Here is a 24,423-nt window from a genome sequence, read left to right on the forward strand (position 1 = left end):
AGCAAACGTCAGCCCATTGCGCCAGCGCATGATCGACGACATGCGCATGCGCCAGCTTGCCCCCAAGACGCAGGACATCTACGCCATGCTCTCGCCGGTGCTGCTCGAGCGTCTGCGTGTGTGGTGGCGCGTGGCCCGTGCGCAGGGCAAGATGCCCGATGGTGGGTGGCTGTTTCCCGGGCTCGATCCGCTCGATCAGTTGAGCACGCGGCAACTGAACCGCGCCATTCATGCCGCCGCCGAGGCTGCGCACATCGACAAACGTGTATCCATGCACACGCTGAGGCACAGCTTCGCGACACACCTCCTTGAACAGAAGGTAGACATCCGCGTGATCCAGGTGCTGCTCGGCCATGCCAAGCTCGAGAACACCGCGCTCTACGTCCAGGTGGCCACCGACCTGCTGCGCGAGGTCACCAGTCCGCTGGACCGTCTGCCCTCCGAGTAGGCCCGCGCGCTGCAGCGCCTCATGCTGGAGGTTGCGGACATCTTCCGCAGCCACGGGCCAGTGTGGCGAGCCAGCGCACACCTGAGCCTGGGGCAGCTGAAGGTCATGTCGGCCATCGAACGGTGCCGCACGGCGGCACTGGGCGGACATGTGCTGCGCTGTTCAGGCTGCGCAAGCTCAGAGGTGTCCTTCAACTCATGCATTATGGGAAGTTCTGTCTAGAGGGTGTTAGGCACTTTTTGTCGGACCTGGTATCCTGGTGGGATGAAAAAACGCAGGCCTTACCCAACGGATGTATCGGATGAAGAGTGGTACTTCGCCGCTCCGTACCTGACCTTGATGAACAAGGACGCACCGCAGCGCCGCTACGAACTGCGTGAGATGTTCAACGCGCTTCGCTGGATCGTACGCGCGGGTGCACCGTGGCGTTTGTTGCCCAATGACTTTCCACCGTGGGAACTGGTCTACCAGCAGACGCAACGCTGGATTCAGGCCGGCTGTTTCGAGGCCATGGTGAATGACCTGCGTTCGATCATCCGGATCGCCCAGGAGCGTCGTGGTCAACCCAGCGCGGTCATTCTCGATGGGCGGACCCTGCAGTCGACCTGCGAGAGTGGACCTCGCGCCGGTTACGACGGCTACAAACGCAAACGTGGCAGCAAGGTCCACATGGCGGTTGATACGTTGGGGCAATTGCTTGCTGTGCATGTTACGCCGGCCAACGAACAGGAACGTGCGCAGGTCGGAGAACTGGCGCGTCAGGTTCAGCAGGCCACGGGCCAGACGGTCAAGGTGGCGTTCGCCGATCAGGGATATACCGGCGAAGAGCCTGCGCAGGCAGCACTCGACGAAGGAATCGAGCTTCAGGTAATCAAGCTGTCGGAGGCGAAAAAGGGCTTCGTGCTGTTGCCGCGCCGCTGGGTGGTCGAGCGCAGCTTCGGCTGGCTCAACCGCTTCCGCCGGCTGGCCAGAGACTACGAGCGATTGCCCGAAACCTTGGCTGGTTTGCACTTCGTCGTATTCTCCGTGCTTATGCTTGTCCACTTTGCAGCCCTTAACAAAAGTGCCTAACACCCTCTAACGGGGAGTTGCAGATCAGGTTCGGCGCGAAACCTACCGGGCGTATCTGGTTTTGTATCTGGCCGGTCGCCATTTAACACCCCATAAAATCGCGGTCCTCCTTTGCTATGGTGGTTGGGCCTTCCCAGGCAACCCTCATAGGAGGATGTGATGCTGGACACCTACCTGGTAGCACCCAAAACCTTGAAACGCCTGCGCTCGGGACCCAGCGGAGTCTTCATTGACGACTTTGCTGACGCGCTTGAACGAGACGGATATTCCGCGGCCAGTGCCATACGTTACCTGCGAGCTGCCGACCATCTTGGTCGCTTCATGCTGGCACACGGCGGTACCCTGGCCGATACTGGTCCACAAACCCCGGAAACCTTCTTTCGTCATCTGCCAACTTGCACTTGCCCGGAAGTAAAAGGTGGCAGGACCGGCCACCACGTCTATTTCGGCGCCAAACGCTTTCGCGAATACCTGATCGAGATCGGCGTCTGCCCGGACGACAAGCCTTCGATTGCAGAGATTCGGGAACCGGCAATCGTAGGTGGTTTCCGGCGATGGTTGCAAAAGCACCGGGGTGCGAAGGATCCAACCATTCGGCTCTACTGTCGTGATGCCGCAGTGATGCTGAAAGTGCTTGGCGATGACGCCAGCCAGTGGGATCCGAAGCAGATACGTACGTTCCTGCTGAACAGTGCCTGCAGTTGTGGTGCTGGTACCGCTGAAAAGCGGGTCACTAGCGCGCGAGCCTTCTTACGCTACCTCGGGGTTCACGATCTGTGTCGGCCGGGTCTCGATCAGGCGGTTCCGTCGCTGGCGCATTGGCGCCTGGCGTCACTGCCAAGGTGTCTGAGCGCTGACGAAGTTGACCGCCTGATCGCCGCATGCGATGACGATTCACGCAGGCGTCTTCGCGATCGTGCGATCGTCCTCCTGCTTGTGCGACTTGGGGTTCGCGCAGGTGACCTGGCGAACCTTCGCTTGAGCGATATGGAGTGGGACTCCGGGACGCTACGTGTCTTGGGAAAGGGGCGCTATGAAGTTCGCCTTCCGCTGCCGCAGGATGCTGGCGAGGCACTTCTGCGGTATCTCGAATCGCGACCTCGGGTTGCCGGCAGCGACCATGTCTTTGTTAGAAACATCGCACCCGTCAAGCCGCATATCTCAAGCGACGGCATATCTTCGATAGTGAAGCGCGCACTAAAACGGGCCGGGGTGAGTTCGCCCGCCAAAGGTGCACATCTGCTGCGCCACACGGCGGCGACTGAGATGTTGCGCCACGGGCTTCCCCTCGACCAGGTTGGCCTGATCCTGAGGCATCGCGGCATTGATACCACGGCGTATTACGCCAAGGTCGACGTAGCGCTGCTCAGCCAAATCGCTCGGCCATGGCCGGAGGTGGCGAAATGATGCCGGCCGTGGAGTCCTATCTTGCCGCGCGGCGTGCCGCCGGATTCAAACTGCTGAACGCAGACTACCTGTTGCGCAGTTTCGCGTGCTTTGCTGTCAAACGCGGTGAAATGCACGTTTGCACGCAGACAGCAATCGACTGGGCCGGCGAGGCTGCGTCGGTGGCCCAGCGTGACGCAAGGCTAAAGACCGTGTGTCGGTTCGCCCGGTACATGCGTATGGAGGATCAAAACCATGAACTACCACCCGCCCGCCACTTTGGTTACCGAAAGACGCGTCGCGTTCCGTTCATCTACACCTGCGCTGACATTGAGCGCTTGATAAACACAGCCTTGCAATCGGGCCCTCGGGGCACGTTGCAACCACAAACGTATGCGACATTAATTGCCCTGCTGCTAGCCACGGGCATGCGGATCTCGGAGGCCCTGAACCTGCGCCTTGCCGACATGACTTCCGAAGGACTGCTGATTCGAAAGAGCAAATTCCAGAAGACCCGTCTAGTTCCACTGCACGAGACAGCGGTGGCGGGTTTGCAGAGGTATTTAGCACTGCGGCGACGAGCCTGCCCGGGTGACGACCATGTGTTCGTTGATGACGACGGTCACGCGCTCAGATACACGGTTACTTACTGGATGTTCCAGAAGCTGCTGAAGTTTGCCGGCATCGGCACCACCCACAACGGCCACCGTCCCCGCTTGCATGAGCTCAGACACACGTTCGCCGTCAGGGCACTGGAGGCAAGCCCGGAAGGCCGAGACCGGGTCGGGCGGCACATGTTGGCCCTTGCGACCTACATGGGACACGTCAACATCAACGCCACCTATTGGTATCTCGAGGCCACGCCCGCGCTCCTGCGCGACATTGCTGTCGCCGCAGAGGGGTTTCTCACCGGAGAACAGAAATGATGCCGATCGCGCCGCACATTGTTGCATTCCTTCGTCAAAACCTTGCCCATGAGAGAGGCGCCAGCCAACACACCTGCGACTCCTATGCTTGCACCTTCCAGCTTCTGTTCGAGTTCGCCGCCAGGCGACTCAAGGTGACGCCCTCGTCGCTAGCACTGGAGCAGCTCGATGCGAGGCTGATCAGCGACTTCCTGGAATATCTCGAAGACGCGCGCCACAATTCGCCTGAGACGCGTAATGTCCGGCTGGCTGCAATCAGGTCATTCTTCCACTTCCTTGAGTATCGCGAGCCCGCGATTCTTGAGCAAGCGCGACGAATCCTGGGCATTCCCTATAAGAAAACCGATTCCCGTCTGGTGCCATATCTGCTCGAGGATGAGGTTCGGGCTCTGCTCGATGCGCCAGATCCGTCAACGCGCGAGGGTATTCGGGACCGGGCGATGCTGCATCTGGCCATCTGCGGCGGCCTGCGTGTATCGGAGCTGACGGGATTGCATACCGCCGATGTTGTCCTCCCGTCGTTGAGCATCCGTGTTCACGGCAAGGGCCGGCGGGAGCGCGCGTTGCCCCTGTGGAAAACGACCGCTAACGCGTTGCGTGCCTGGATGGTGATACGGGGAAGTGTCGCAGTACCGGAACTGTTCGTTAATGCACGGGGCGAAGCGATGAGCCGTTGGGGTTTCGCGTATGTCCTTAAATGCCACACTGCGACGGCTAGTCATAAGTGCCCCTCGCTGTCGAAGAAGCAGGTATCACCGCACGTCTTGAGGCACTATGTGCCCTTCCTGACTATGTCGGGTCATACGGATGGGTTCCTTGATCACCTTGGCAGTGTGTGCTGGGCGGCGATGTACCCGGCCATTCACCCGACATAGTTTTCCGGTCCTACAAGCTATTCAGGAAGTCGAGAAGCTGGTCTGCCGGCCGGTAGCGTCCTTGCCTGCCGCGGGGCGGAGATGTCTTCGCAAGAGCTTCCTCCTTCATTGCGAGTGTCGCTTCGACATAGATCTGCGTGGTTTCCACCGATTCATGTCCGAGCCACAGCGCAATCACAGAACGACGAACGCCCGCTTGCAGAAGGTCCATGGCCATCGTGTGTCTCAAACGGTGAACGGTGACCCGTTTCTGCTTCAGCGACGGGCAAACTCCGGACGCCATTTCGCGATGCTTGTTTAGCAGATACTGCACGCCATGGACAGTGAGGCGTTCTCCCCTTGCGCTGGGAAACAGCAAATCACCGTCACCGCGCTGCGGTTCTCGCAGCCACGCTTTCAATACAGCGAGTGTAGATTTGGCGATGGGCGTGCAGCGTTCCTTTCGCCCCTTGCCGATCACGCGCATGTGTGCGCCAACTCCGAGAATCAGGTCATCGCGTTTGAGCCCGGTCATCTCGGAGAGGCGCAGGCCTGTCTGCACGGCGACCAGCATGAAGGCGTGATCACGTCGGCCAGACCAGGTGCGCTGATCCGGCGCAGCGAGCAAGGCATCGACTTCGGGACGTGTCAGGAACGGCACCAGGGTGCGGGTAAAACGCTTGCTGGGGATGGCGAGTACCCGCTGGATCTGCGCGGAATGCGCTGGTGTCTCGAGCGCCGCGTAACGAAAGAAGGAGTGAATCGCTGTGAGGCGCAGATTCCGGCTGCGAACGCTCAAGCCCTGACGCTTCTCCAGGTCGTCCAGAAATGCAACGATCAAAGGGGCATCGATTTCCTCGAAATTCATACGTGCGGGCTGCTTGTGCAGACGTTGTTGCGCGAACTTCAGAAATTGACGGAAGGTATCGCGGTAGGAGCAGATCGTGTGAGGACTCGCCTGGCGCTGCTGCATCAGGCGCTGTGTAAAGAAATTCTCCAGCAGCGGAGCAAAGGCGGGTAACGCGTTCATGACCGGTTCTCCCAGCGCTGCTCGAGTCGGCGCATAGCCTCGCGCATCAGTTCCGGCGACGCGCTCAGATACCATTGGGTATCGGCGACGTGGACATGACCGAGGTAGGCTGACAGGATGGGCAGGCGGCGCTCGGGATCCTGTCCTGAACGGTACCAGCGTACAAGCGTATTTGTTGCAAACACGTGCCTCATGTCGTGCAGACGTGGGCCATGACTGTCCGCTGGACCCCGCAAGCCTATCTGCCGGGACAACGCATAGAAGTGGCGATGAATCTCGCCGCCGTCCAGACGATTCCCCTGGTTGGAAACGAACAGATAGGAGGACACCCGTCGATTCGCCCAATGGCGTTCGCGGCGCGCAATGTAGTCGGCAAGTACTTTGCAGGTCGAGACATGCAGGGGGATGAGTCTGGACTTGCCAAACTTGGCACCGCGAACGGTCAATACTGCCGCTGCCAGATCCACGTCCTGAAGCTCCAGATTGCGCGCTTCACCCAGACGCATGCCCGATACGCTCAACAAGCCAAACAGGCAATGATAGGTCCATGGTTGCAGTTCATCACGCTGGAAGCGGCAAGGTATTTGGAGCGCGGCATGGAGTAACCTGCGAATCTCGCCGTCCGAGTACAGGTAGGGTCGGGCACGTTTCGGCGCGAAGGGCAGCAGGCCAGGTGCAGGAATCTGCGTGCGTGGGTCGGTCGCGCTACGATGACGTGCGAACTGGCGCACGAAACTTAGGCGTCGCGCCCAGTTTGCAGGTTGGACGTTTGAAGGTTGCTGGGCCCACCTGAGAGCCAATGCCTGGGTGATGCAGGAAGCGCGGTGCCGTTCCATGAACGCGACGAAATCCGGCAAGACCTTGCCGGCTTCTTCAAGCTTGAATCCCAGGCTTCTCCTCAGGCTGAGATACTCCTGAACGGCCTGCCGGAGCGTGTTCATCGCACACCTCCTGGCCACGGAACGGCCAGTGTACGCAATGCCTTGATGTCGACCTTCGTGTAGATCGTCGTGGTCTGCGGATGATGGTGTCCCAACAGTTCACCTATCTCGCCGAGTGACGCGCCATGGCGCAGCATCTCGCTGGCCAGCCCATGACGAAACTGGTGTGCGCCCATGGTTGGCGCATCAATGCTGGCGCGCTGGAGCGCATGCCGAACGATAGAGCCCACGCCACTTGCGCCGCGGAAGCCAGTGACGGGCGCCTTTGCGCGCAAAAATACACGACGACTCGTGCTATGCGGTCGCCCGTATTGAAGGTATGCGGCAATCGCCTTGCCGACATCGGTGGGTAAAGGCAGCCCGTTATGCTGACCACTCTTGCCGCGCACGCGTAAATGTCCGGTGTTCCAGTCAATATCCTCAAGTTTGAGATATGCCACTTCTCCAGAACGCAACCCAAGTCGCGCAAGCAACAGCACAATGGCGTAATCACGACGACCGACGGCGGTCCGTCGGTCGATACTGGCCAGCAATTGCCGTATCTGTTCTGGTGGAATCGCACGGGGGATTGACGGCATCGACCAGTTGGCCACGACCGGAACGGCAGCGGCCAGATCGAGCGTAATGTCGCCCCGATAGCAGGCGTAGCGTAAAAAGGATCGCAGCGCAGTGGTCATGAGCTTGGCACGCTTCAAATGCAGCCGTGCCGCCTGACGTTGCACGAATCTCACTACGTCGCCCGCCCGCAAGTGCGAGAGCCTGACGCGACCGCCGCCAAAGCAGTCTTCGAGAAAATCCTTGATGAACGGCACGTAGTTGACGATCGTTGCTTCGGCCAGGGCGCGTGCCTCGCGCAGGTACTCCTCGTATTCTTGTACGCAGGACTCGACAGGGGTAGGTCGTCGCGCCGGTATCTTCTGCCTGGAAATCAAACCCTCACGATCCAGAAAGTCAATGAGGTGTCTGAGCGCGGCACGATCCCCAGGACAAGGTCGTGCACGCCGAGCACGATAGCGCAAATATCGCACTGCGTGATCAGGGCAGACGCTGCGCAAATCAATTCCTGTTCGTTCAAGCCAGCGGCTAAAAGAGGCAGCGAGCCGAACCTTGTACCGCAGTGACTGCACACTATACCCCTGCTCAGCTATCGAATTCGCAAAGGCGACGATATGGGCCGCGATCGGTCCCCCTGGAGAGCGAGACAAAACGATATGGTCACGAATCGTGCACTTCATGATGGACTCCTTCCCGGACGCCGGGGCTGCTGGAAGGAATCAAGACTATCTCTATCTCACAACACGCATTTGCACACGAAATGCGGGCTATTGTTCAACTACAAGACATAGTCAGGAAGGGCACATAGTGTCGCAAGACATGCGGGCTCACGCGCTTGTTCGTCAGCGACGGGCATCTGTCTGCTGCGGCCACGACATACTTGCGAAGCAGGTAGTGCATGCCGTGTGCGCTCAGCCGGCCCCCACGTGCATTTGGGAACAGCGGCTGATTCGCGGCCCGCGGCGGCTCCCGAACCCACGCGGCCAAGACGGCACGAGTGTTCTTGCTCAACGGCGTGCAACGCTCTTTGCGCCCCTTACCGAACACGCGGACATGTGCGCCAGCGCCAATGTGGAGGTCCTCGCGCCGAAGGCCGGTCAGCTCAGACAGGCGTAACCCCGTCTGAACCGCCAGCAACAACAGGGCGTGATCGCGGCGACCTGACCAGGTGTGTTGGTCAGGTGCGGCCAGCAATGCATCGACCTCCTGCCGGCTCAGGAAGGGGACCAATGCGCGGCTAAACCGTTTGGCCGGGATGGCCAGCACTCGCTGGATGTGCGCAGCGTGTGATGGCATCTCGAAGGCCACGTACCGGAAGAACGAGTGCACTGCAGTCAGGCGCAGGTTACGCGTTCGAGCCGTGACGCCACGCACCTGCTCCTGTTCATCGAGGAAGTCCATGACCAGCGGCGCATCAATGTCTTCCAGCGCAAGAGTTGATGGCGCTTTATGCCGACGTCGCTGTACAAACTCCAGTAGTAACCGGAATGTGTCGCGGTACGAAGCAATTGTGTGAACGCTGGCTTGACGCTGGTGCATCAGGCGCTGGATGAAGAACTTCTCCAGTAAGGTGGCGAAGCTGGGTTCCCTCGTCATGGTGACTCTCCCCAACGGCGTTCCAGGCGAGCCATCGCTTGCGCCATCAATTCGGGCGAGCCGCTCAGATACCAGTATGTGCCGGCCACGTAGATGTGCCCAAGATAGGTCGACAACACCGGCAACAGGCGCCATGCGTCCTGTCCGGACTGATACCAATGTGTCAGCACTTCAACGGCGAAGCGATGCCGGAAGTCATGTAGCCGCGGCCCCTTGCTTGCGCCTTCGGCACGCAGTCCCGTTTGCCTCGACAGCGCGTAGAACGTCCGATGAACGCGCCCCATGTCGAGTCGGGTTCCGCGATTCGTGACGAAGACATAGGACGAGACCTGGCGACCGAGGAACTGCTGGCGGCGCCTGAGGTAGTCAGCCATGACGGCACAGGTTGTCGGATGAATGGGAACCAGGCGCGATCGACCGAGCTTGGTACCGCGAATCATCAGCACGGCCTCTTCAAGGTCTACGTCACCAAGCTCCAGGTTAAGCGCTTCGCTAATACGCAGGCCAGTGACGCTGAGCAAGCCGATCAGGCAATGGAACACCCAGGGCCGCAGCGGCGTCGACGGCCAGGCAACCGGCAGTACCAATGCCGCTTCCAGCAAGCGCTGTACTTCTGTTTCTGTGTATAAATAAGGTCTGGCTCGAGTAGACCGATGGGGCAAGAGGCCGACCGGCGGAATTTCCGTACGGCTGTCGGTGGCGCTGCGGTGGCGGGCAAAGCCGCGCACGAAACAGAGGCGCCTGGCCCATTCTGCGGGTTGCACCGACGGATGTTGCGCCCACTCGAGAGCGAGACCGGTGCTGATATGCTCGGCTTGCCGCGCCTCCATGAAACTGACGAACCGGGGCAACAGCAAACCGGCATCGCGCATCTTGAAGCCCAGGCTGCGGCGCAGTTCAAAGTACTCCTGGAGTGCCTCGCGAAGTGTGTTCATCGCACACCCCCTGGCCAGGCCATGGCTAACGTTCGGAGTTTGCAGAGATCGACCTTCGCATAAAGGCTGGTGGACTGCGGGCTACGATGACGAAGCACCCGTCCGATCTCAGGCAGCGACGCGCCGAGCTGTAACATGCGGACAGCCAGGGCATGTCGGAACTGGTGAGAGCCGTGGTGCGGCGCGTCGACCTGGGCACGAATGAGGGCGTGGCGCACAATCGTGCCGATCCCGTCAGAACCTTCCATCAGCCCGCGTATCGGCGCGACGGATCGAAGGAAGAGATGCCGGTCTGGACTCGTGGGACGCCCATGCCTGAGATAGGCGGCGAGCGCCTCGCCCACGTCGGCGGTCAATGGCAGGAAACTCTCCCGTCCGCCCTTTCCACACACACGCAATTGGGCGTGGTCCCAGTCGACGTCGTCCAGCGTCAGCCTGACGATCTCGCAGGCTCGTAGCCCCAGTCGTGCCAGAATCAGCAGCACGGCGCGATCGCGTCGCCCCACCGGAGTCTGACGGTCGCAACTGTCAACTGCGCGCTGTGCGTGTTCGGCCGAGATGGCCCGTGGGATTTGGGGCGTACTCGTCCAGCCTGCCACCGCGGGCACGCTCAAGGCGAGCCCTGCCGTGACTTCTCCACGGAACTGCGCGTAACGAAGGAAAGACCTCAATGCCGTGACAACGGTCTTAAGGGCAGGTGGCCCCATGCGCTTTGCCTCGCTCTGAATGAAGGCGTATGCGTCGACCGCGCGAACGTCACGCAGACAGACATCTCCGTGACCGAAACGCCACACCAGGAATTTGCGGGCCATCCTCGCGTAGGACTCGATGGTCATAACGGCTAACCCCTGATCGCGCCGTAAGGACCGCACGAACTCCTCGACAACCACGTCAGCGGCAGTAGCGTGTGCTGGCGCGGCCGGACATACTCCACGGTCACGCAAGTAGTCTATCAACAGTTCTAACGCGTGCAGTTCACGGCGTCGCGTCTCGAAGCATCGCGATCGATGTCGCGAGCGAAATCGCTGATACCGTGCGATGTCGTCGTCCTTCAAGGCATGGAAGGAAATGCGACGATCCTCGCACCAGCGTTCAAATGCAAGTGCGTGCTGTGCCAGTTGGCATACGTAGCTGAGCGCGTATTGCTGCTTGATCAGCGAGCCAACGAACTCTACAAGGGGTTCCGCAGTTCCGCTTCGGACGGCGCGGACCAGCGCGTCCGCGCTCTCGTAAGAATGTTCCACGAGCTTCTCCTTTCAGGCAAAGTGCCTACAAGGGAGAATGCCAATGTCTAGCGACCATGCCGGAAATCCACTATCGGCTGACGCTCCCACCAATCACGGGACATAGTTCAACGCGGGACATAGTCCAGCTTCTTGTGGCCAAGCAGCACCTGGATCACGCGGATGTCGACCTTCTGTTCGAGCAGGTGCGTGGCAAAGCTGTGGCGCAGCGTGTGCATCGACACGCGCTTGTCGATCTGCGCGGCCTCGGCGGCCGCACGGATGGCACGGTTGAGTTGCCTCGGCGTGAGGGGATCGATGGGGTCGAGCCCGGGAAACAGCCACCCGCCGTCGGGCATCCTGCCCTGGGCACGGGCCACACGCCACCAGACGCGCAGGCGTTCGAGCAGCACCGGTGAGAGCATCGCGTAGCGATCCTTGCGGCCCTTGCCCTGCTCGACACGCAGCGTCATGCGCTGGCTGTCGATGTCTGTGACCTTCAGCGCCACCACTTCGCTGACGCGCAGCCCGGTGCCGTAGGCAACCGAGAGAGCCGTCTGGTGCTTCAGGTTGCCTGTGGCGGCGATGAGCCGCCGTACTTCATCGGGGCTGAGCACGACCGGTAACGTACGGGGCACGCGCACGGGCTGCATCCGGGCCATCAGTTCGGACTCGTGGAGCGTGGTCTCGAAGAAGAACTTCAGCCCGGTGATCGCGGCGTTCAGTGATATCGGTGACGTGCCATGATCGACCAGATGCAGCTGGTAGGTTCGCAGGTCCTCGACCGTGGCGGTATCAGGCGAGCGCCCGAGGTATCGGGCGAACTCGCGGACGATGCGCAGATAGTTGGCTTGCGTCTTCGGGGAAAGCTGGCGCATACGCATGTCGTCGATCATGCGCTGGCGCAACGGGCTGACGGCCGGTTGAGAGGAGGTCATGATGCGGCTCCTGTTGAAGAACGAGGCGGATTGCCTCATTCGCCAACATAAACCGCGCGACCGGCCCCTCCCTGACCTCCAGCGTCGGACCGCAGCCCCCTACCGCGCGAGCGGTTTCGTTCTGCGAACCGAGTCAGACCTTACTCTCCAGACGCCTGATCATGATGTCAGACGCAACCGGCAGTGACGAAACGGCGAAACTTCACGTCACAAACTACCTAGAAATTAGGCGCAAAACATAAGGCCGCCCATTTCGCGCTGTCGAAAGGCTCGCCGACCAGACTTTACATCGCGGCGTCTGGTTGCTTGCTCGGATGTGCGTCTTGGAAGGCCCGCAAGGCGCCGCAGGCGTCGTCGATTTCTATCAAACGCGGAATTTTAGAAAGATCGACTTCGAACCGACGTGCGTTGAATAGTTGAGGTACGAGACAGCAGTCTGCCAACGTAGGTTGATTGCCATGGCAGAAACGCCCGGATGAACCCATGTCCTCCAGCAGAGCTTCCAGCGCCTGAAGCCCGGTCCCGATCCAGTGTCGCATCCATGCAAGCCTTGCAGCCTCATCGACGTGTAGCTCGCGCTCCAAGTATTTCAGAATCCGCGGATTATTGATCGGATGAATTTCACAAGCGATCGATAGCGCCAACTGCCTTACCTCGGCGCGCCCAAAAGGGGTGGCGGGCAGCAATGGCGGTTCGGGGTGGCATTCGTCGAGGTATTCGATGATGGCCAACGATTGACGGATGGTTCGACCGTCCTCGCGGTAGCTAGGCACGAGCCCGAAAGGATTAACCGCGCGGTATTCGGGCTGATGTTGCTGTCCGCCATCACGAAGCAAGTGAACCGGCACTGCGCGGTAGTCGAGACCTTTCAGGTTGAGCGCAATGCGCACTCGGTATGCCGCAGAACTGCGGAAATACGTGTAAACGACGCGTTCTGAGACTGCGGCTTCCGGTTTGATGGACTCTCTCATCGATGGTTTGTTCTTATGCCAGCACGGTGCCACGGACTTCGCCGAGACCGATGCGGACCGCACCGGGACGTTCGCACCAGCCACGCATAATCAGCGTGTCGCCGTCCTCCAGGAAGGTCCGCTGTTCGCCGTTGGACAGCTTGATCGGCTTTTTGCTGCCCTCGGTTAATTCGAGCAGCGAGCCGGCTTCGTCCGCTGCGGGACCGGACAACGTGCCCGAACCAAGTAGATCGCCGGACTGGAGATTGCAGCCGTTGACCGTGTGGTGCGTGAGCAGTTGTGCCGCCGTCCAGTAGGCCGCGGTGCCGGCGTTGCCCAGCGTCAGGCGTTCGGGTGCGAGACCGGACTTGGCCATGCGCTCCGTCAGTATCAGGACTTCAAGCATGATGTCGAACATTCCTGTCTTGCGATTGAAGTCGCCATCCAGGTAAGGAAGCGGCTGCGGGTCGCCTTCCGGACGCGTCAATGGCGCGCGGAAAGGCGCGAGCGCCTCGGTCGTGACCAGCCAAGGCGAGACGGTCGACGCGAAGTTCTTCGACAGGAACGGGCCGAGTGGCTGATACTCCCACGCCTGGATATCGCGCGCCGACCAGTCGTTAAGCAATGTCACCCCGAACAGACGACTCTCCGCATCGTCGATGGAGACGGGTTGCCCCAACTCGTTGCCACGGCCGACGAAATAGCCGAGTTCGAGTTCGTAGTCGAGTTTTCCGCTGGGACCGAAGCTCGGTTGCACGGCGTCCGGCGCCTTGGTCTGCCCGCGTGGCCGCCGAAAGGTTTGGCCGCTCGCGCGAATGGATGAAGACCGGCCGTGGTAACCAATCGGCACCCATTTGTAGTTCGGCATCAGAGGCTGGTCGGGCCTGAACAGCTTGCCGACGGACGTGGCGTGGTGAATTCCCGTGTAAAAATCCGTGTAGTCTCCGATCCGGCAAGGCACTGCCATCTCCACCGCGCTCTGCTCGATGAGCAGCTTCGACCATGCCTGCTGTTGCGCGCTACTCTGCGCTAACCCTCGAGAAATGTCGTGACGCAAACCCAGTCGCGCGGCCGTATCGAGTGCCATCAACGCGTTCATGTCCGGGCTGTCGATCAGGCGTGTGCCTTGCAGATCCAGGATCTGGTCGCCAATTGCGACACCGATCTTGAAGTCCTCGTCCGTGCCAATGCGTCGATAACGACCGAATGGAAGGTTCTGGATCGGGAAATCGCTTCCCCGCTGGTTTGCCTGCTCCACCCAACTCTTCAGAGCCGGGTCGTGCGATTCATTGATCAATGACATGCGATTTCTCCTTGTGCGAATTCAGACCTGTGACGGGTTGAAATGCTTTTTCAGGCCTTGCCAGCATCGGTAGTACTCGCCTTGCAGTTGGGACGATTCGAGTGCGTAGCGCGTAGGTTGAATCACGGCGGGCGTTTCGAACATGAACGCCATGGTATTCGTGACCCGATCAGGCCGAGTCGTGTCCGCTTCGCTCGCCTTGGCGAACGTATCGGCATCCGGGCCATGGCCGCTCATGCAATTGTGAAGGGATGCACCTCCCGGCGCGAAGCCTTCTGCCTTTGCGTCATAGGCGCCATGAATCAGCCCCATGAACTCGCTGGCGAAATTACGGTGGAACCACGGCGGACGGAAAGTGTTTTCCATCGAGAGCCAGCGCGGCGGAAAAATAACGAAGTCGATGGCGTCGACGCCGGGCGTGTCGGTTGGGGCTTGTAGCACCAGGAAAATCGATGGGTCAGGATGGTCGTAGCTGATCGAACCGATCGTGTTGAAGCAACGCAAGTCGTATTTGTAAGGCGCGTAGTTGCCGTGCCACGCAACCACGTCGAGCGGGGAATGGTCGATATGGGCGCGCCAGAGATTGCCATGGAACTTTGCAACCAGCTCAAACTCGCCTTCGCGGTCTTCATACGATGCAACCGGGGTGAGAAAGTCACGCGGGTTAGCCAGACCGTTGGAGCCGATCACGCCAAGGTCCGGCAGCCTGAATAGCGCGCCATAGTTCTCGCAAACATACCCGCGTGCTTCACCATCCGGCAATTCCACCCGGAAACGTACGCCTCGCGGGATGACAACGATTTCCTGCGGTTCGACCTCCAGCAGACCCATTTCGGTTGCTACGCGCAGCCGTCCTTGCTGCGGCACGATGAGCAACTCGCCGTCGGCGTTGTAAAAGAAACGCTCGGTCATCGAGCAGTTTGAGGCGTAGAGGTGGATACCGCATCCTCTGCCCGCGTCGGGCGCACCATTGCCGGCCATGGTCACCAGGCCCGACACGAAATCGGTCGGCGCATCGGGCATCGGGAGGGGATCCCAGCGCAACTGATTTGGCGGTGTCGGTACTTCGTCGAAGCGGCTTAGCAGGCGCGCGTTCTCGATACGCTCGAACGGCAAGTGCATGGCCGCCGGGCGAATCCGGTATAACCACGAACGACGGTTGCTGTGGCGCGGAGCAGTGAATGCGGTGCCCGAGAGTTGCTCGGCGTACAGGCCATAAGGCGCTCGTTGCGGAGAGTTACGCCCCACCGGAAGCGCGCCGGGCAGGGCTTCGGTAGCGAATTCATTGGCGAAGCCGGTTTGATAGTTGAGTGTCATGGTTTCGATCTCTCACGAAGGACATTGGGCGCCAGAAGCACGGATATAAGGCCTCGCTTGCATGGGGGCTCCGCTTATGCACTTACTCAGGCATCCCTTCGCTTGCATCGTCGATCAGGTTCAGTGCGATGGCCGAATTGTCAATCGTATCGATCGCGAGCATCGCGAACCGCGCGAGAAACAGTGGGGTGTTTGCCTCGCCCACTTGGGTCATGGCCTTGCACAGTCGGGTATAGACGTTATCGAGGTCGCTGTCGGTCATGGCGTTCTCCTTAATCAGGTTGGTCGTGCTCACGTGTTGAGTGCGTCGTGGATTGCTACCGCAATGTCAGCGGCGGCTGGCGCGTGCCAGCGTCCCAGTACATGACCGTCCGGGCGAACCAGATAGACGGTGCCGGGTTTCGCGCCGTACATGGCAAACAGCCGACCCGTATGGTCCCAGTTGTGATCGTTCGTGGTCTCAGGGTGCAGATGCGGCGTCACAGGGATAAGCTTGAAAGGCAGCTTCTCATTTCGAAGTGCCGCGCCGAGTTCGGTGAATCCTTCAGGGACCCGACCGTCTTCGCTAAAGTGCAACGCTGTGAAGCAGGGGGCGATTAGGTCTGTCAAATAAGCTTCTCGTGCGTTGCCGCCTTCGACAATCGTCAACGGACACTCCGCGAGGGCAGCCCCCGGCACGGGACCTGTCACAAATGCGCCCGGCTCCGCTTCAGAGGTATTGAGCGGCGACGCCGTATAAGTGATGGCCGATGTCTGCCGCGGGTTGATCAGAGAGCGCACGCGTTCATGTTTGATCGCCAGACTCAACACGGCTTTACGCATCAACTCGAAGGCGAATGACGGCGGCGCCATGAATTCTGTGCTCTTGGTGCCATGCCTGAGGTTTTCGTGGGCAGCAAAGACTCGCTCGTCCGAATAGCTGTCGAGTAATCCTTCGGACGCCAGGCCGCGGACCACGAAGGCGAGCTTCCACGCAAGATTGTCCGCATCGTCAATACCTGAATTCGCGCCGCGCACTCCAAAGATCGGGACCAGGTGGGCTGCATCGCCGCCAAAAAGTACGCGCCCGTGTCGGTAGCTATCCAACGTCAGGGCATTAGCCTTGTAGATCGTGATCCAGATAGGCGACCAAGCGCCGCGCTCGCCCATCATGTCCAACAGACTTTGCACCCGCGGCATGACGTTTTCCGGCTTCACCGCTTCTTCGGCGTCCTCACCGTCACGCAATTGGTAGTCGATGCGCCAAACGTTGTCAGGCTGTTTGTGGACCAGCACGGTGGAGCCCGGGTTGGACGACGGATCGAAGTAGGCAAGACGTTCGGTCGGCCGGTCGCTCTCGAGCTCGATATCGACGATGACATAGCGGCCCTCGTAGCTCGTTCCTTTGAGCTGCAGACCTAACGCGTCGCGAATGGCGCTGCGTCCGCCATCGCAGGCGACGACCCAGTCCGTGTCGAGCGAATAGTCGCCTTCAGGCGTCACGAGGCGGAGCGTGGCGCCGTCTGGGCGAGAATCGATGGCGCTCACCCGGGTCTGCCAACGAATATCGATAAGGTCAGACCTCCGTTGCGCAGCGTCCAGGAGAAACTGCTCGATGTGATATTGCGCAAGGTTCACCATGGGCGGCAGTTTCTGGTTGTCGTCCTGCGGCATCTTGAAATGCAGCACTTCGGTGTCGCGGTAGAAGCTGCGCCCACCGGCCCAAGGCAGCCCTGTCTTCAGAAATCCGTCCACTGCACCCAGGCGCTCGATGATTTCGAGGCTCCGGCGCGAGATACAGATGGCCCGGCTCCCATAGCAAACGGAATCGTCGGCTTCGATCAAAACAGAAGGAACACCATGATTGGCGAGGCCGAGCGCCACTGCCAGTCCGACTGGCCCACCGCCAACGATCGTCACTGCGTGTCGTTTCGTCTCGATGCCGTTGTCAAGCATCGGCACGGCGGCAGCGTACTTTTTCGCAGTGAAGGGATAAGTCTTGAATTCCATCGTTTGCTCCTGGAACTAATATGCATGGGGACCATGCGGGACCGGTTTTCATTGCTGGCATCCCGCCATCGTCTGGCTTGCGCAAAGGCGACAAGCACTAACTAGCGTTATTTGATAATTCGGCATGGCGCGGGCGCTTAGCCTGAATCGGCAACACCGCAACCACGATGGCGCCAATTACGAGCAGTGCTGCTGCATAGAGCAATCCGGCCGAGAAGCTATGCGTCAGATCTTTCAACCAGCCCACCACCAGTGGATTCAAGGCCGAGCCTATGTTGCCGGTGGCGTTGATCACCGCGATGCCGACGGCACGGGCACGGAAGCTCAGCGCGTGATCGGGGGTCGTCCAGAAGATCGACATGGCGGTGTACGATCCCGCCGAAGCTAGACAGATGCCCACCATTTGGACCACCGGCAGCGTCGAGTAGGCCGTGCAGAGCCAGCCAGCAGCGGAGAAAAGCATCGGCAGCATCAGATGCCATCTGCGTTCCTGCTTGCGATCGGAGCGCCTTCCCCACCAGATCATTGCGACAATCGTGCAGATTTGCGGGATCGCAGCCAGGAGACCAACGGTGCGATTGCTCGCGTCGGCGCTGAAGCTCTTTACGATCAGCGGCGTCCACACGGCAACCATGGCGAGCGTGTTGACGAGACAGAAATAAGCGAGTGCGAACTTGATGACGGTCGGCGAGAAGAGCTCGCTGAACAGGCTTTTCTCTTCAGTGGCCGGCGTGCGCGGCACGGGATCGGCTTTGTGCTCGGCAGCGAGCGTCTGCGAGAGCGTGCGCTTTTCATCGGTGCTGAGCCAGGTTGCCTTTTCAGGGCCGTCGCGCAGATAACCGAATACGACCAGGCCCAGGATCGCCGAAGGCAAGCCTTCCAGAAAGAACAACCATTGCCACCCTTTGAGTCCGAGCGTCCCGTCCAATCCCAGGATGTATCCCGAGAGCGCAGAGCCGACCGCGGCCGTCACCGGCATCGCGATCATGAACATGGCATTTGCTCTCGCGCGATATGCACTCGGAAACCAGTATGTCATGTAAAGCAGGATGCCCGGCAGAAAGCCGGCCTCCGTCACGCCGACCAAAATGCGCAGCAGGTAAAGCGTGCCCGGACTCGACGCAAACATGGTCGCCGTGGAGGCCAGACCCCATGCAATCATGATGGTCCCGATCCATTTTCGCGCACCGATCCGTGCCAAAACGATGTTGCTCGGAATGCCGAACGCAATGTAGGCGATATAGAACAACGTCGTGGCCAGACCGAACTGGACTCCCGAAAGACCAAGATCTTTCATCATCGTTAGTCCAGCGAATCCGATATTGATTCGATCCAGAAACGAGACGAAGAACAGGATGAAGAGAAACCAGAGCAGGTGTCGAGATACCTTGGCGATGACATGCTGCTCTTGCGTTGAAGCGCCCGATCCAGAACCGTTTTCCGGGCCGCCAGGAAGTGGGCTACGGTCAGCCAACGGAGTCGTTTCCATGTGAGTCGTCTCCAGAATCAAGTCTATGTCGAGTGCCACAGCACTCAATGCAATCGCGTCAGGCTCGTCAGGGAGGCGAGGTATGGCGATGACTGGAGTATGCGAGTACCCCCGACAGGCGCTGTCCCCAAATTGGGTACGACTTGGAGGACGAAAGGACTAGGGGAAACCCTTGGCGCTAGGCGACCGCATAAGCGGCCGATGTCGGATGGAAGGGGCAGCGCGGGATCAGCTTTTACCTGGAGCCAGGCAAAGGGCGAACAACTGACGCTGGCTTGAGATGCCAAGGCGGCGATAAGCGCGCTTCTGATAGGTCACGACGCTGGACGCCTTGACGCCCATCAGTTCGCCGATTTCCTGCGCGGTGCGGCCCTCCAAAACACCGCAGAGCACATCGAGTTCTCGCTTCGATAAATCCGGGCAGATCCCACGGACGCGCGCCAACATCAACTGCGGAATGCCGGTCTGAATTTGGCCGCACAGCGCGTAATGGTGTTTGGCGGATTGAGCGATGAGCGGGGAAAAGGCTTCGATCAGCGCGATTTCGCTCGGGTGAAAATTTCCGCGCCTGCGGTCGCGGTAGAGATTGACGGAGAGCCAGATGTCCTGCGACGGCTGCAGTAAAAGGGAGAGTCGGCCCGACACGTCAGGTTGGTGATAACAGGCGGCTCGATATCCCTCATGCGAGATGTCTTCGATGGCTTGCTGGTGGAGGAGGACCGCTGAATCGAGTTTCTCAGGACGGGCCGCCGAGATAATCGTCTGGTTGCCGTCCAGCGCGTAGAAGGTCTTGGCATATGTATCCGCCACATTGCGCAGGAATCGGCCGCCGCGGTGGTCTGCCACGGAGACCGTTCGAGGGCGATTGTTGAATTCGTACGCAAATACGGTGCACTGCGAGATGCCCGCGGCATCCCCTAGTAACTTCAAGACTTCCGCGGCAAACGCGTTGGCATCATCGGACCCAATGGCTGATACCAGGCTCGTCGCCCGCGAAAGATCCAGGTTTCCTGAGAGAATGGGACGTTCGATCCGCCATGAGCGCATGATTGGCTTTGGAGAGTTCGAATAAGACGATTCTACGCGCTGCACGGAGGCATCATTCGCTTTCGTTCTCGCCGAATGTTTCGGATAAAACAGGCGGACAACACGATGCGATCATACCCATAATACTCTCGAGCATTGGCACCATCGCGAGTCCTGGTTGAGCACTGTCGATGAGTGAGTGGATCGGATGACCCGTTGGAATCCGGAAGCGGTCAGTTATGTCGACGTGAGTTGTGCGGCCGCTTCACGCCCTGAGTCACTCAGTCAAGCTTTGAGAAGGGGAACCGTGAGGTTTGCAAGAAGGGGTGAGCCTCGCCCCCTCAGCGCGTTTAGATAGACGCTTTCGTCGTATCGTGTCCCAGTCTGCCAGCAGCGGTAGAGGATGCGTATCCATTTGAACGCCCGCTGCACGGTCACATCCGTCTATCTCATGTCAAAAAGCAACGCACCACCGCCCGCGTGTCCGGGCGGCATCGTCAGAATCAAGTGAGGTTTCCTAAAAAAATTGGTTGTTTCAAGGGAGCTTTCACTACCCGTCGCCAACAATCGCGGGCCGGGATCCGGCGGACGGTGTGTGCTGGCGCGCGCACCGAGTGTCGCACGGCAGCCCACCCCTTCAAGGGCTTTCGCGGCATAAACGGTGCCTGCCTACGGCCTGCCTCCCATTTATTCCACGGTCCCCTGACCGCCGGAACTCGCCCGGCGCTCGCCAGCGCCGGGCAGTGAAACTGTGTGGCCGCACGCGTCGCCTTGCTACCCACTCCCTTAACTTCCTGGAGAGCAAGGATGAGCTATCTCATGCACGGCGACTGTCTCGACGTTTTGCCGGAAATTCCAGACGCGATCGTCGACTTCGTCCTCACCGATCCGCCATACCTGGTTAACTATGACGATCGTAGCGGGCGCTCGATCGCGACTGATGTTCATGCGGACTGGCTTGCACCCGCTTTTGCTGAAACGTATCGCGTACTCAAAAATGATGCGTTGTGCGCGAGCTTATATGGATGGACCCGGACCGAACTGTTTTTTGACGCATGGAAGCGCGCCGGCTTCCGGATCGTGGGGCACATCGTGTTCGCCAAGCCGTACGCATCCAGAGCGCGGTTCGTCAAATATCAGCACGAATCCGCCTACCTCCTTGCAAAAGGTTCGCCCGCGGTGCCAATGCTGCCCGTGCCTGACGTCATTCCATGGAAGTACTCCGGCAACCGCCATCACCCGACCGAAAAGCCTCTGGGCTGCCTGAGGCCTCTCATCGAGGCTTTTACTCAACCCGGCGAGGTCGTACTCGACCCGTTCGCAGGTTCCGGCTCGACCTGCGTGGCCGCGCAGCAACTGGATCGCCGATACATTGGCATCGATCTGGACGCGACGTGGTATGCCGCTGCGCAAGCCCGCCTGAACAAGTGCGATGTAATTGCTGAATGACGTTCCGCGCCCGCGACGTTGCGTCACGGGCGCCATTGACGGTTTCTCATCATGGACTGGAATCTGTCGTGGATCCCGACGCCACTGCCTCCCAGCGTCTTCCTGCTCCTGGCTATCCGACCTCGATTCAGACGAGGATCGATCAACGTGCGTGCCATGTGCTTCTACGTGAATATCGTCTTCGTCGAATTGCCTGGCAGTATCAGTCCACAGGCATTCCGTCGTGATGCTGGGCGTAACGGCGATCAGGATCGAATTCAGCACTCCCATATCTGGCCTAACCCGGCCGCAGCGCAGAGCAGCGCCCATGCCGAATAGGGAATGCCTGCGTCCCCGCTTATCCAGCGTCTAAGCTGGCGGCCGCTCTTGTCTGCGAGCCCCAGGAAATCAGCGGCCTGCCTGCCGGAGAATCCCGCCAGGCGAATCACTTCCTGTATCTCCGCCCCGGTAGGCTCCATCCAGCTGACGGCCGGTTGCAGGCATTCCGGGCGAATCTTTATTTGAACCTCTATTGTCATGTTCGCTCCTTTGCTCGCGATCGAATTTTAAAGCCACTGAGGTCGCCGCTCGCCTTCTTTCGCGTCGAGCGGGGCGACGCGGTGCTCACGAGGCGTCCACGCTCGGCGATGCAGATCGACCAGGTCGCGAGCCATGCTTTCGGAATCTGCAGCCGAAAAGTGCAGCTCGATCGGCAACTCGTGGGCCGGGTCACCGTCGATCGCGACAACCAGCGTGATGTCGCGATAGCCGGGCGCTTCAGAATGCGTCACATAGCGCGCCTGATAGCGTTCGCCGCGAACCGGCGGCGGTTCTGGCGCTGGACGTTTGTCAAGATTCCAGCGTGAGATTATCTGCTGCCATCGCTGCTGTCCGTCGGGGAAATATTGATGTACCTCAACGTCCGGACGATGATCGAGCCGCAGTACGGCCAGGCAGTGCTCGAAAAGATCGTCGTCCAGTGCCCGCAACGCTGTGAGATCGAAACGGTAGTCCGTCCCGTTGTACAGGCCTGCGAGCAATTCTGCGACGGCCTCTGCCTGTACGGTGTCACCTTCGGCCACGTCGACGAGCTGCAGGAGCGAATCGAGGCCACGGTCACGATCGCCGGCGCGAATCTCCGCGGCACGCTGCGCCGGGGTCTGGCCGCCGTGCGCGTTCGCAAAAAACTCCGTGATGGTGTGCTGGAACGCCTCGAGGAGGTGCTCGGGCACGTCGCTGGTAATCCGGTGTGTTTTCGGGCGGGGCGGGATGCTCATGGTGTTACCTTGCTTGTCCGGAGTGGGGGGCTTCGACCTTACATCCGTGTTCGGTGATAGAAGAGGCGACGCCGAACGACAACGTCGCATCCAGGGCTTCGAGCAGTGCAAGCCCTGAAACCATACCGCAGAAATATACGCCGCTGTAGTCAACGCCAGTGCGTTGCTGCCGTTCGCGCCAGGCCACAACCCTATGTGCCTTAGGACGCTCCAGTCCCTCGGCGCGGGCGTAAAGCGTTCAGCCTTCCAATATCTGCTCCTGATGATTCAGTTCCTGTACCGGATCGTACGACAGCTCAGGCCGTACCGGTCCTGGGTCCAGCCCCCACGGCTTCGCCGCGGGGGAAACACGCAGCCTGCGGCTGCTTGACGACCCCGGCCACGGTCTGTTTGTGCCGTACCGGATCGTCCCGGCGCTATTGCGCCTCGCCGGCGCTCTCCCCACGCCTGCTGGCGCGGGTCCCCGTGCGCCTCGATCCGGGCGCGCCGGCGCGCGCGTGACGCCTGCGGTTAGCCGGGCACAGGGCTTGGCAGGAAGGGGCTACCTTTCCGGACGGCTGGGACGGGCACGCAATTCATGCCATTTCCCGGCAGATGCGAGGCCGTACGAAATATCGCCGCCGCCCACGGTTGCCACGTCATCGCCTGTTCTGGTCAACGGCCCCAGCATGAACCGGTGCCGACGTGGATTATTCCTGACGCCGCGCGAGTTGCGCCCGCCTGAGTTCGCCAGGTGCGCCGAATTCGAAGTTATCAACAGTGAAGTTGTAGCCGTAGCGCTCGACACCCTGGCCGTCCAGGTAGTCGTTGTTCGACAGCTTCGCTTCAACGATCAACTGATCGCCCTTCAGGACGTTTCTGGCAATGACCTCGCCGCGTGAACCGAACGCAGTAAACTGGATCCGCAGCTGACGCTCTTTCGCTTCGCCGCTGCTTTCGTCGCGACCGGCATACTCGTTGGAAATCAGAGTGAATTTTGCCACCTTTGAATCACCGTGATTCGAGAGGACCGGGGTTGCAGCAACACGGCCGGTAAAGAAAAGCTGGTTCATGATGCGTACTCCTATATGTCTACGCGGGGATGGGGGCATGCGGAACATGCTGTGCTACTGGTGAATGCCGAGCGCCCGCCGGATCATAGCGCGCCTTGCGCTCGCCATGCAGTTCACCGTGGCTGGCGCCGCGCTGGTAGGCCTGGACGGCGACATTGATCTATCCGGGCAACCAGTCGGCAGGGGCGCTGAACAGCAGGATGTCGCCATCTTCATCGAACACGTCGAGACGGGCGAGCGCGGCGATACCCCGGCGCAGCGCGAGCGCGCCGTCTACGCCGTGAACCATTGTGTCGGTTGCTTCATGCATGGTGTGATCTCCGGAAGATGTCAGCAGGGCTGGACGGAACAGGCGTGGTAAAGATCCGCGTCGGCGGAGGTCGGCAGCGGGGCGCGCGGTGGCACCCGGTCGAACTCGGACAGGGCGGTCCGGGCGATTGCACGGAGTTCGTCGCGGTGCATCTCGATCGCGTGACCATCGCGGTCAAGCATGTTCGCAATGCGGGTGAGCGCTTCGGCTGACCTTGCGGCCGCGTCGGCCGACAGCGCCATGCGCAGCAGTTCGGCGCGCACTACCGACCGGTCGCCATACTGCCAGACAGCCAGCAGGGGGAAGAGGGCGGTCAGCCACGTTGGCCGGATATGAACGGTATCCATTTGATGTCCCTATCGTATTTGATGTCGTGAGA

At 60.2% G+C, this 24,423-nt stretch carries 24 protein-coding genes and 2 pseudogenes; 7 read left to right on the forward strand and 19 right to left on the reverse strand.

What is annotated here, in order from left to right; all coding sequences use genetic code 11:
- Nucleotides 1–70 precede the first annotated feature (70 nt).
- The 6 genes and pseudogenes from B0G81_RS43050 to B0G81_RS43075 all read left to right on the forward strand — a co-directional run.
- Nucleotides 71–448, forward strand: a pseudogene (locus tag B0G81_RS43050) (tyrosine-type recombinase/integrase); the annotation flags it as partial.
- Nucleotides 449–469: 21 nt separating this feature from the next.
- Nucleotides 470–649, forward strand: a pseudogene (locus tag B0G81_RS43055) (transposase zinc-binding domain-containing protein); the annotation flags it as partial.
- A 63-nt stretch (nucleotides 650–712) separates the two neighbouring features.
- Nucleotides 713–1,519 carry an IS5 family transposase gene (locus B0G81_RS43060; RefSeq protein WP_116146006.1) on the forward strand — a complete coding sequence of 269 codons (807 nt, stop codon included), beginning with the start codon at nucleotides 713–715 and terminating at the stop codon, nucleotides 1,517–1,519.
- Nucleotides 1,520–1,678: 159 nt separating this feature from the next.
- Nucleotides 1,679–2,926 carry a tyrosine-type recombinase/integrase gene (locus B0G81_RS43065; RefSeq protein WP_208328661.1) on the forward strand — a complete coding sequence of 416 codons (1,248 nt, stop codon included), beginning with the start codon at nucleotides 1,679–1,681 and terminating at the stop codon, nucleotides 2,924–2,926.
- Nucleotides 2,923–3,831, forward strand: a complete 909-nt coding sequence (locus tag B0G81_RS43070) for a tyrosine-type recombinase/integrase (RefSeq protein ID WP_116120079.1) — start codon at nucleotides 2,923–2,925, stop codon at nucleotides 3,829–3,831. The genes B0G81_RS43065 and B0G81_RS43070 overlap by 4 nt, the downstream gene beginning before the upstream one ends.
- Nucleotides 3,828–4,706, forward strand: coding sequence for a tyrosine-type recombinase/integrase (locus B0G81_RS43075; RefSeq protein WP_134144041.1), 879 nt, complete (start codon nucleotides 3,828–3,830; stop codon nucleotides 4,704–4,706). Before B0G81_RS43070 ends, B0G81_RS43075 begins: the two co-directional genes overlap by 4 nt.
- 10 nt (nucleotides 4,707–4,716) lie before the next feature.
- Here the strand turns inward: B0G81_RS43075 and B0G81_RS43080 are convergent, their stop codons facing one another.
- From B0G81_RS43080 to B0G81_RS43145, 14 genes are all read right to left on the reverse strand, one after another.
- Nucleotides 4,717–5,715: a site-specific integrase gene (locus B0G81_RS43080; protein ID WP_134144042.1), complete on the reverse strand. Its 999-nt coding sequence runs from the start codon at nucleotides 5,713–5,715 to the stop codon at nucleotides 4,717–4,719.
- Nucleotides 5,712–6,656: a tyrosine-type recombinase/integrase gene (locus B0G81_RS43085; RefSeq protein WP_134144043.1), complete on the reverse strand. Its 945-nt coding sequence runs from the start codon at nucleotides 6,654–6,656 to the stop codon at nucleotides 5,712–5,714. The genes B0G81_RS43080 and B0G81_RS43085 overlap by 4 nt, the downstream gene beginning before the upstream one ends.
- Nucleotides 6,653–7,891 (reverse strand): site-specific integrase, encoded by a 1,239-nt coding sequence (locus B0G81_RS43090; protein ID WP_134144044.1) that lies wholly within the window; start codon nucleotides 7,889–7,891, stop codon nucleotides 6,653–6,655. The genes B0G81_RS43085 and B0G81_RS43090 overlap by 4 nt, the downstream gene beginning before the upstream one ends.
- Nucleotides 7,892–7,985: 94 nt before the next feature.
- Nucleotides 7,986–8,807 carry a tyrosine-type recombinase/integrase gene (locus B0G81_RS43095; RefSeq protein WP_134144045.1) on the reverse strand — a complete coding sequence of 274 codons (822 nt, stop codon included), beginning with the start codon at nucleotides 8,805–8,807 and terminating at the stop codon, nucleotides 7,986–7,988.
- Nucleotides 8,804–9,742: a tyrosine-type recombinase/integrase gene (locus B0G81_RS43100; RefSeq protein ID WP_134144046.1), complete on the reverse strand. Its 939-nt coding sequence runs from the start codon at nucleotides 9,740–9,742 to the stop codon at nucleotides 8,804–8,806. The genes B0G81_RS43095 and B0G81_RS43100 overlap by 4 nt, the downstream gene beginning before the upstream one ends.
- On the reverse strand, nucleotides 9,739–10,986 hold the full coding sequence (locus B0G81_RS43105) for a site-specific integrase (RefSeq protein ID WP_134144047.1): 1,248 nt from the start codon (nucleotides 10,984–10,986) through the stop codon (nucleotides 9,739–9,741). The genes B0G81_RS43100 and B0G81_RS43105 overlap by 4 nt, the downstream gene beginning before the upstream one ends.
- Nucleotides 10,987–11,093: 107 nt before the next feature.
- Nucleotides 11,094–11,903, reverse strand: coding sequence for a site-specific integrase (locus tag B0G81_RS43110; protein ID WP_134144048.1), 810 nt, complete (start codon nucleotides 11,901–11,903; stop codon nucleotides 11,094–11,096).
- Nucleotides 11,904–12,187: 284 nt separating this feature from the next.
- Nucleotides 12,188–12,874, reverse strand: a complete 687-nt coding sequence (gene maiA, locus B0G81_RS43115; RefSeq protein WP_134144049.1) for a maleylacetoacetate isomerase — start codon at nucleotides 12,872–12,874, stop codon at nucleotides 12,188–12,190.
- Nucleotides 12,875–12,887: 13 nt separating this feature from the next.
- On the reverse strand, nucleotides 12,888–14,156 hold the full coding sequence (fahA, locus tag B0G81_RS43120; protein ID WP_134144050.1) for a fumarylacetoacetase: 1,269 nt from the start codon (nucleotides 14,154–14,156) through the stop codon (nucleotides 12,888–12,890).
- A 21-nt stretch (nucleotides 14,157–14,177) separates the two neighbouring features.
- Entirely contained in the window at nucleotides 14,178–15,473 is a 1,296-nt protein-coding gene (gene hmgA / locus B0G81_RS43125; RefSeq protein ID WP_134144051.1) for a homogentisate 1,2-dioxygenase, read from the reverse strand.
- Nucleotides 15,474–15,555: 82 nt separating this feature from the next.
- A complete protein-coding gene (locus B0G81_RS43130; protein WP_134144052.1) occupies nucleotides 15,556–15,735 on the reverse strand; it encodes a hypothetical protein in 180 nt (59 codons plus the stop codon).
- A gap of 29 nt (nucleotides 15,736–15,764) precedes the next feature.
- Nucleotides 15,765–17,462, reverse strand: coding sequence for an FAD-dependent oxidoreductase (locus B0G81_RS43135; protein WP_134144053.1), 1,698 nt, complete (start codon nucleotides 17,460–17,462; stop codon nucleotides 15,765–15,767).
- A gap of 97 nt (nucleotides 17,463–17,559) precedes the next feature.
- A complete protein-coding gene (locus B0G81_RS43140) occupies nucleotides 17,560–18,951 on the reverse strand; it encodes an MFS transporter (protein WP_243856942.1) in 1,392 nt (463 codons plus the stop codon).
- Nucleotides 18,952–19,179: 228 nt separating this feature from the next.
- Nucleotides 19,180–19,998 carry a LuxR C-terminal-related transcriptional regulator gene (locus B0G81_RS43145; RefSeq protein WP_134144118.1) on the reverse strand — a complete coding sequence of 273 codons (819 nt, stop codon included), beginning with the start codon at nucleotides 19,996–19,998 and terminating at the stop codon, nucleotides 19,180–19,182.
- 786 nt (nucleotides 19,999–20,784) lie between these two features.
- Between B0G81_RS43145 and B0G81_RS43150 the strand changes: the two genes are divergently transcribed.
- Complete coding sequence (locus B0G81_RS43150) at nucleotides 20,785–21,426, forward strand: DNA methyltransferase (RefSeq protein ID WP_134144054.1); 642 nt, start codon at nucleotides 20,785–20,787, stop codon at nucleotides 21,424–21,426.
- 257 nt (nucleotides 21,427–21,683) lie between these two features.
- Here the strand turns inward: B0G81_RS43150 and B0G81_RS43155 are convergent, their stop codons facing one another.
- The 5 genes from B0G81_RS43155 to B0G81_RS43170 all read right to left on the reverse strand — a co-directional run bounded on the left by B0G81_RS43155 (nucleotide 21,684) and on the right by B0G81_RS43170 (nucleotide 24,391).
- The gene (locus B0G81_RS43155; RefSeq protein ID WP_134144055.1) at nucleotides 21,684–21,944 is read right to left on the reverse strand and encodes an XRE family transcriptional regulator; all 261 of its coding nucleotides are present in this window, start codon (nucleotides 21,942–21,944) and stop codon (nucleotides 21,684–21,686) included.
- A gap of 27 nt (nucleotides 21,945–21,971) precedes the next feature.
- Nucleotides 21,972–22,682 (reverse strand): hypothetical protein, encoded by a 711-nt coding sequence (locus B0G81_RS43160; protein WP_134144056.1) that lies wholly within the window; start codon nucleotides 22,680–22,682, stop codon nucleotides 21,972–21,974.
- A 689-nt stretch (nucleotides 22,683–23,371) separates the two neighbouring features.
- Nucleotides 23,372–23,734 carry a single-stranded DNA-binding protein gene (locus B0G81_RS43165; RefSeq protein WP_106285632.1) on the reverse strand — a complete coding sequence of 121 codons (363 nt, stop codon included), beginning with the start codon at nucleotides 23,732–23,734 and terminating at the stop codon, nucleotides 23,372–23,374.
- A 160-nt stretch (nucleotides 23,735–23,894) separates the two neighbouring features.
- A complete protein-coding gene (locus tag B0G81_RS44105; protein ID WP_166679228.1) occupies nucleotides 23,895–24,044 on the reverse strand; it encodes a hypothetical protein in 150 nt (49 codons plus the stop codon).
- Between the two features lie 20 nt (nucleotides 24,045–24,064).
- Nucleotides 24,065–24,391, reverse strand: a complete 327-nt coding sequence (locus B0G81_RS43170) for a hypothetical protein (RefSeq protein ID WP_106285634.1) — start codon at nucleotides 24,389–24,391, stop codon at nucleotides 24,065–24,067.
- Nucleotides 24,392–24,423: the final 32 nt, after the last annotated feature.

Source organism: Paraburkholderia sp. BL6665CI2N2, from assembly GCF_004366535.1.
Lineage (GTDB): Bacteria > Pseudomonadota > Gammaproteobacteria > Burkholderiales > Burkholderiaceae > Paraburkholderia.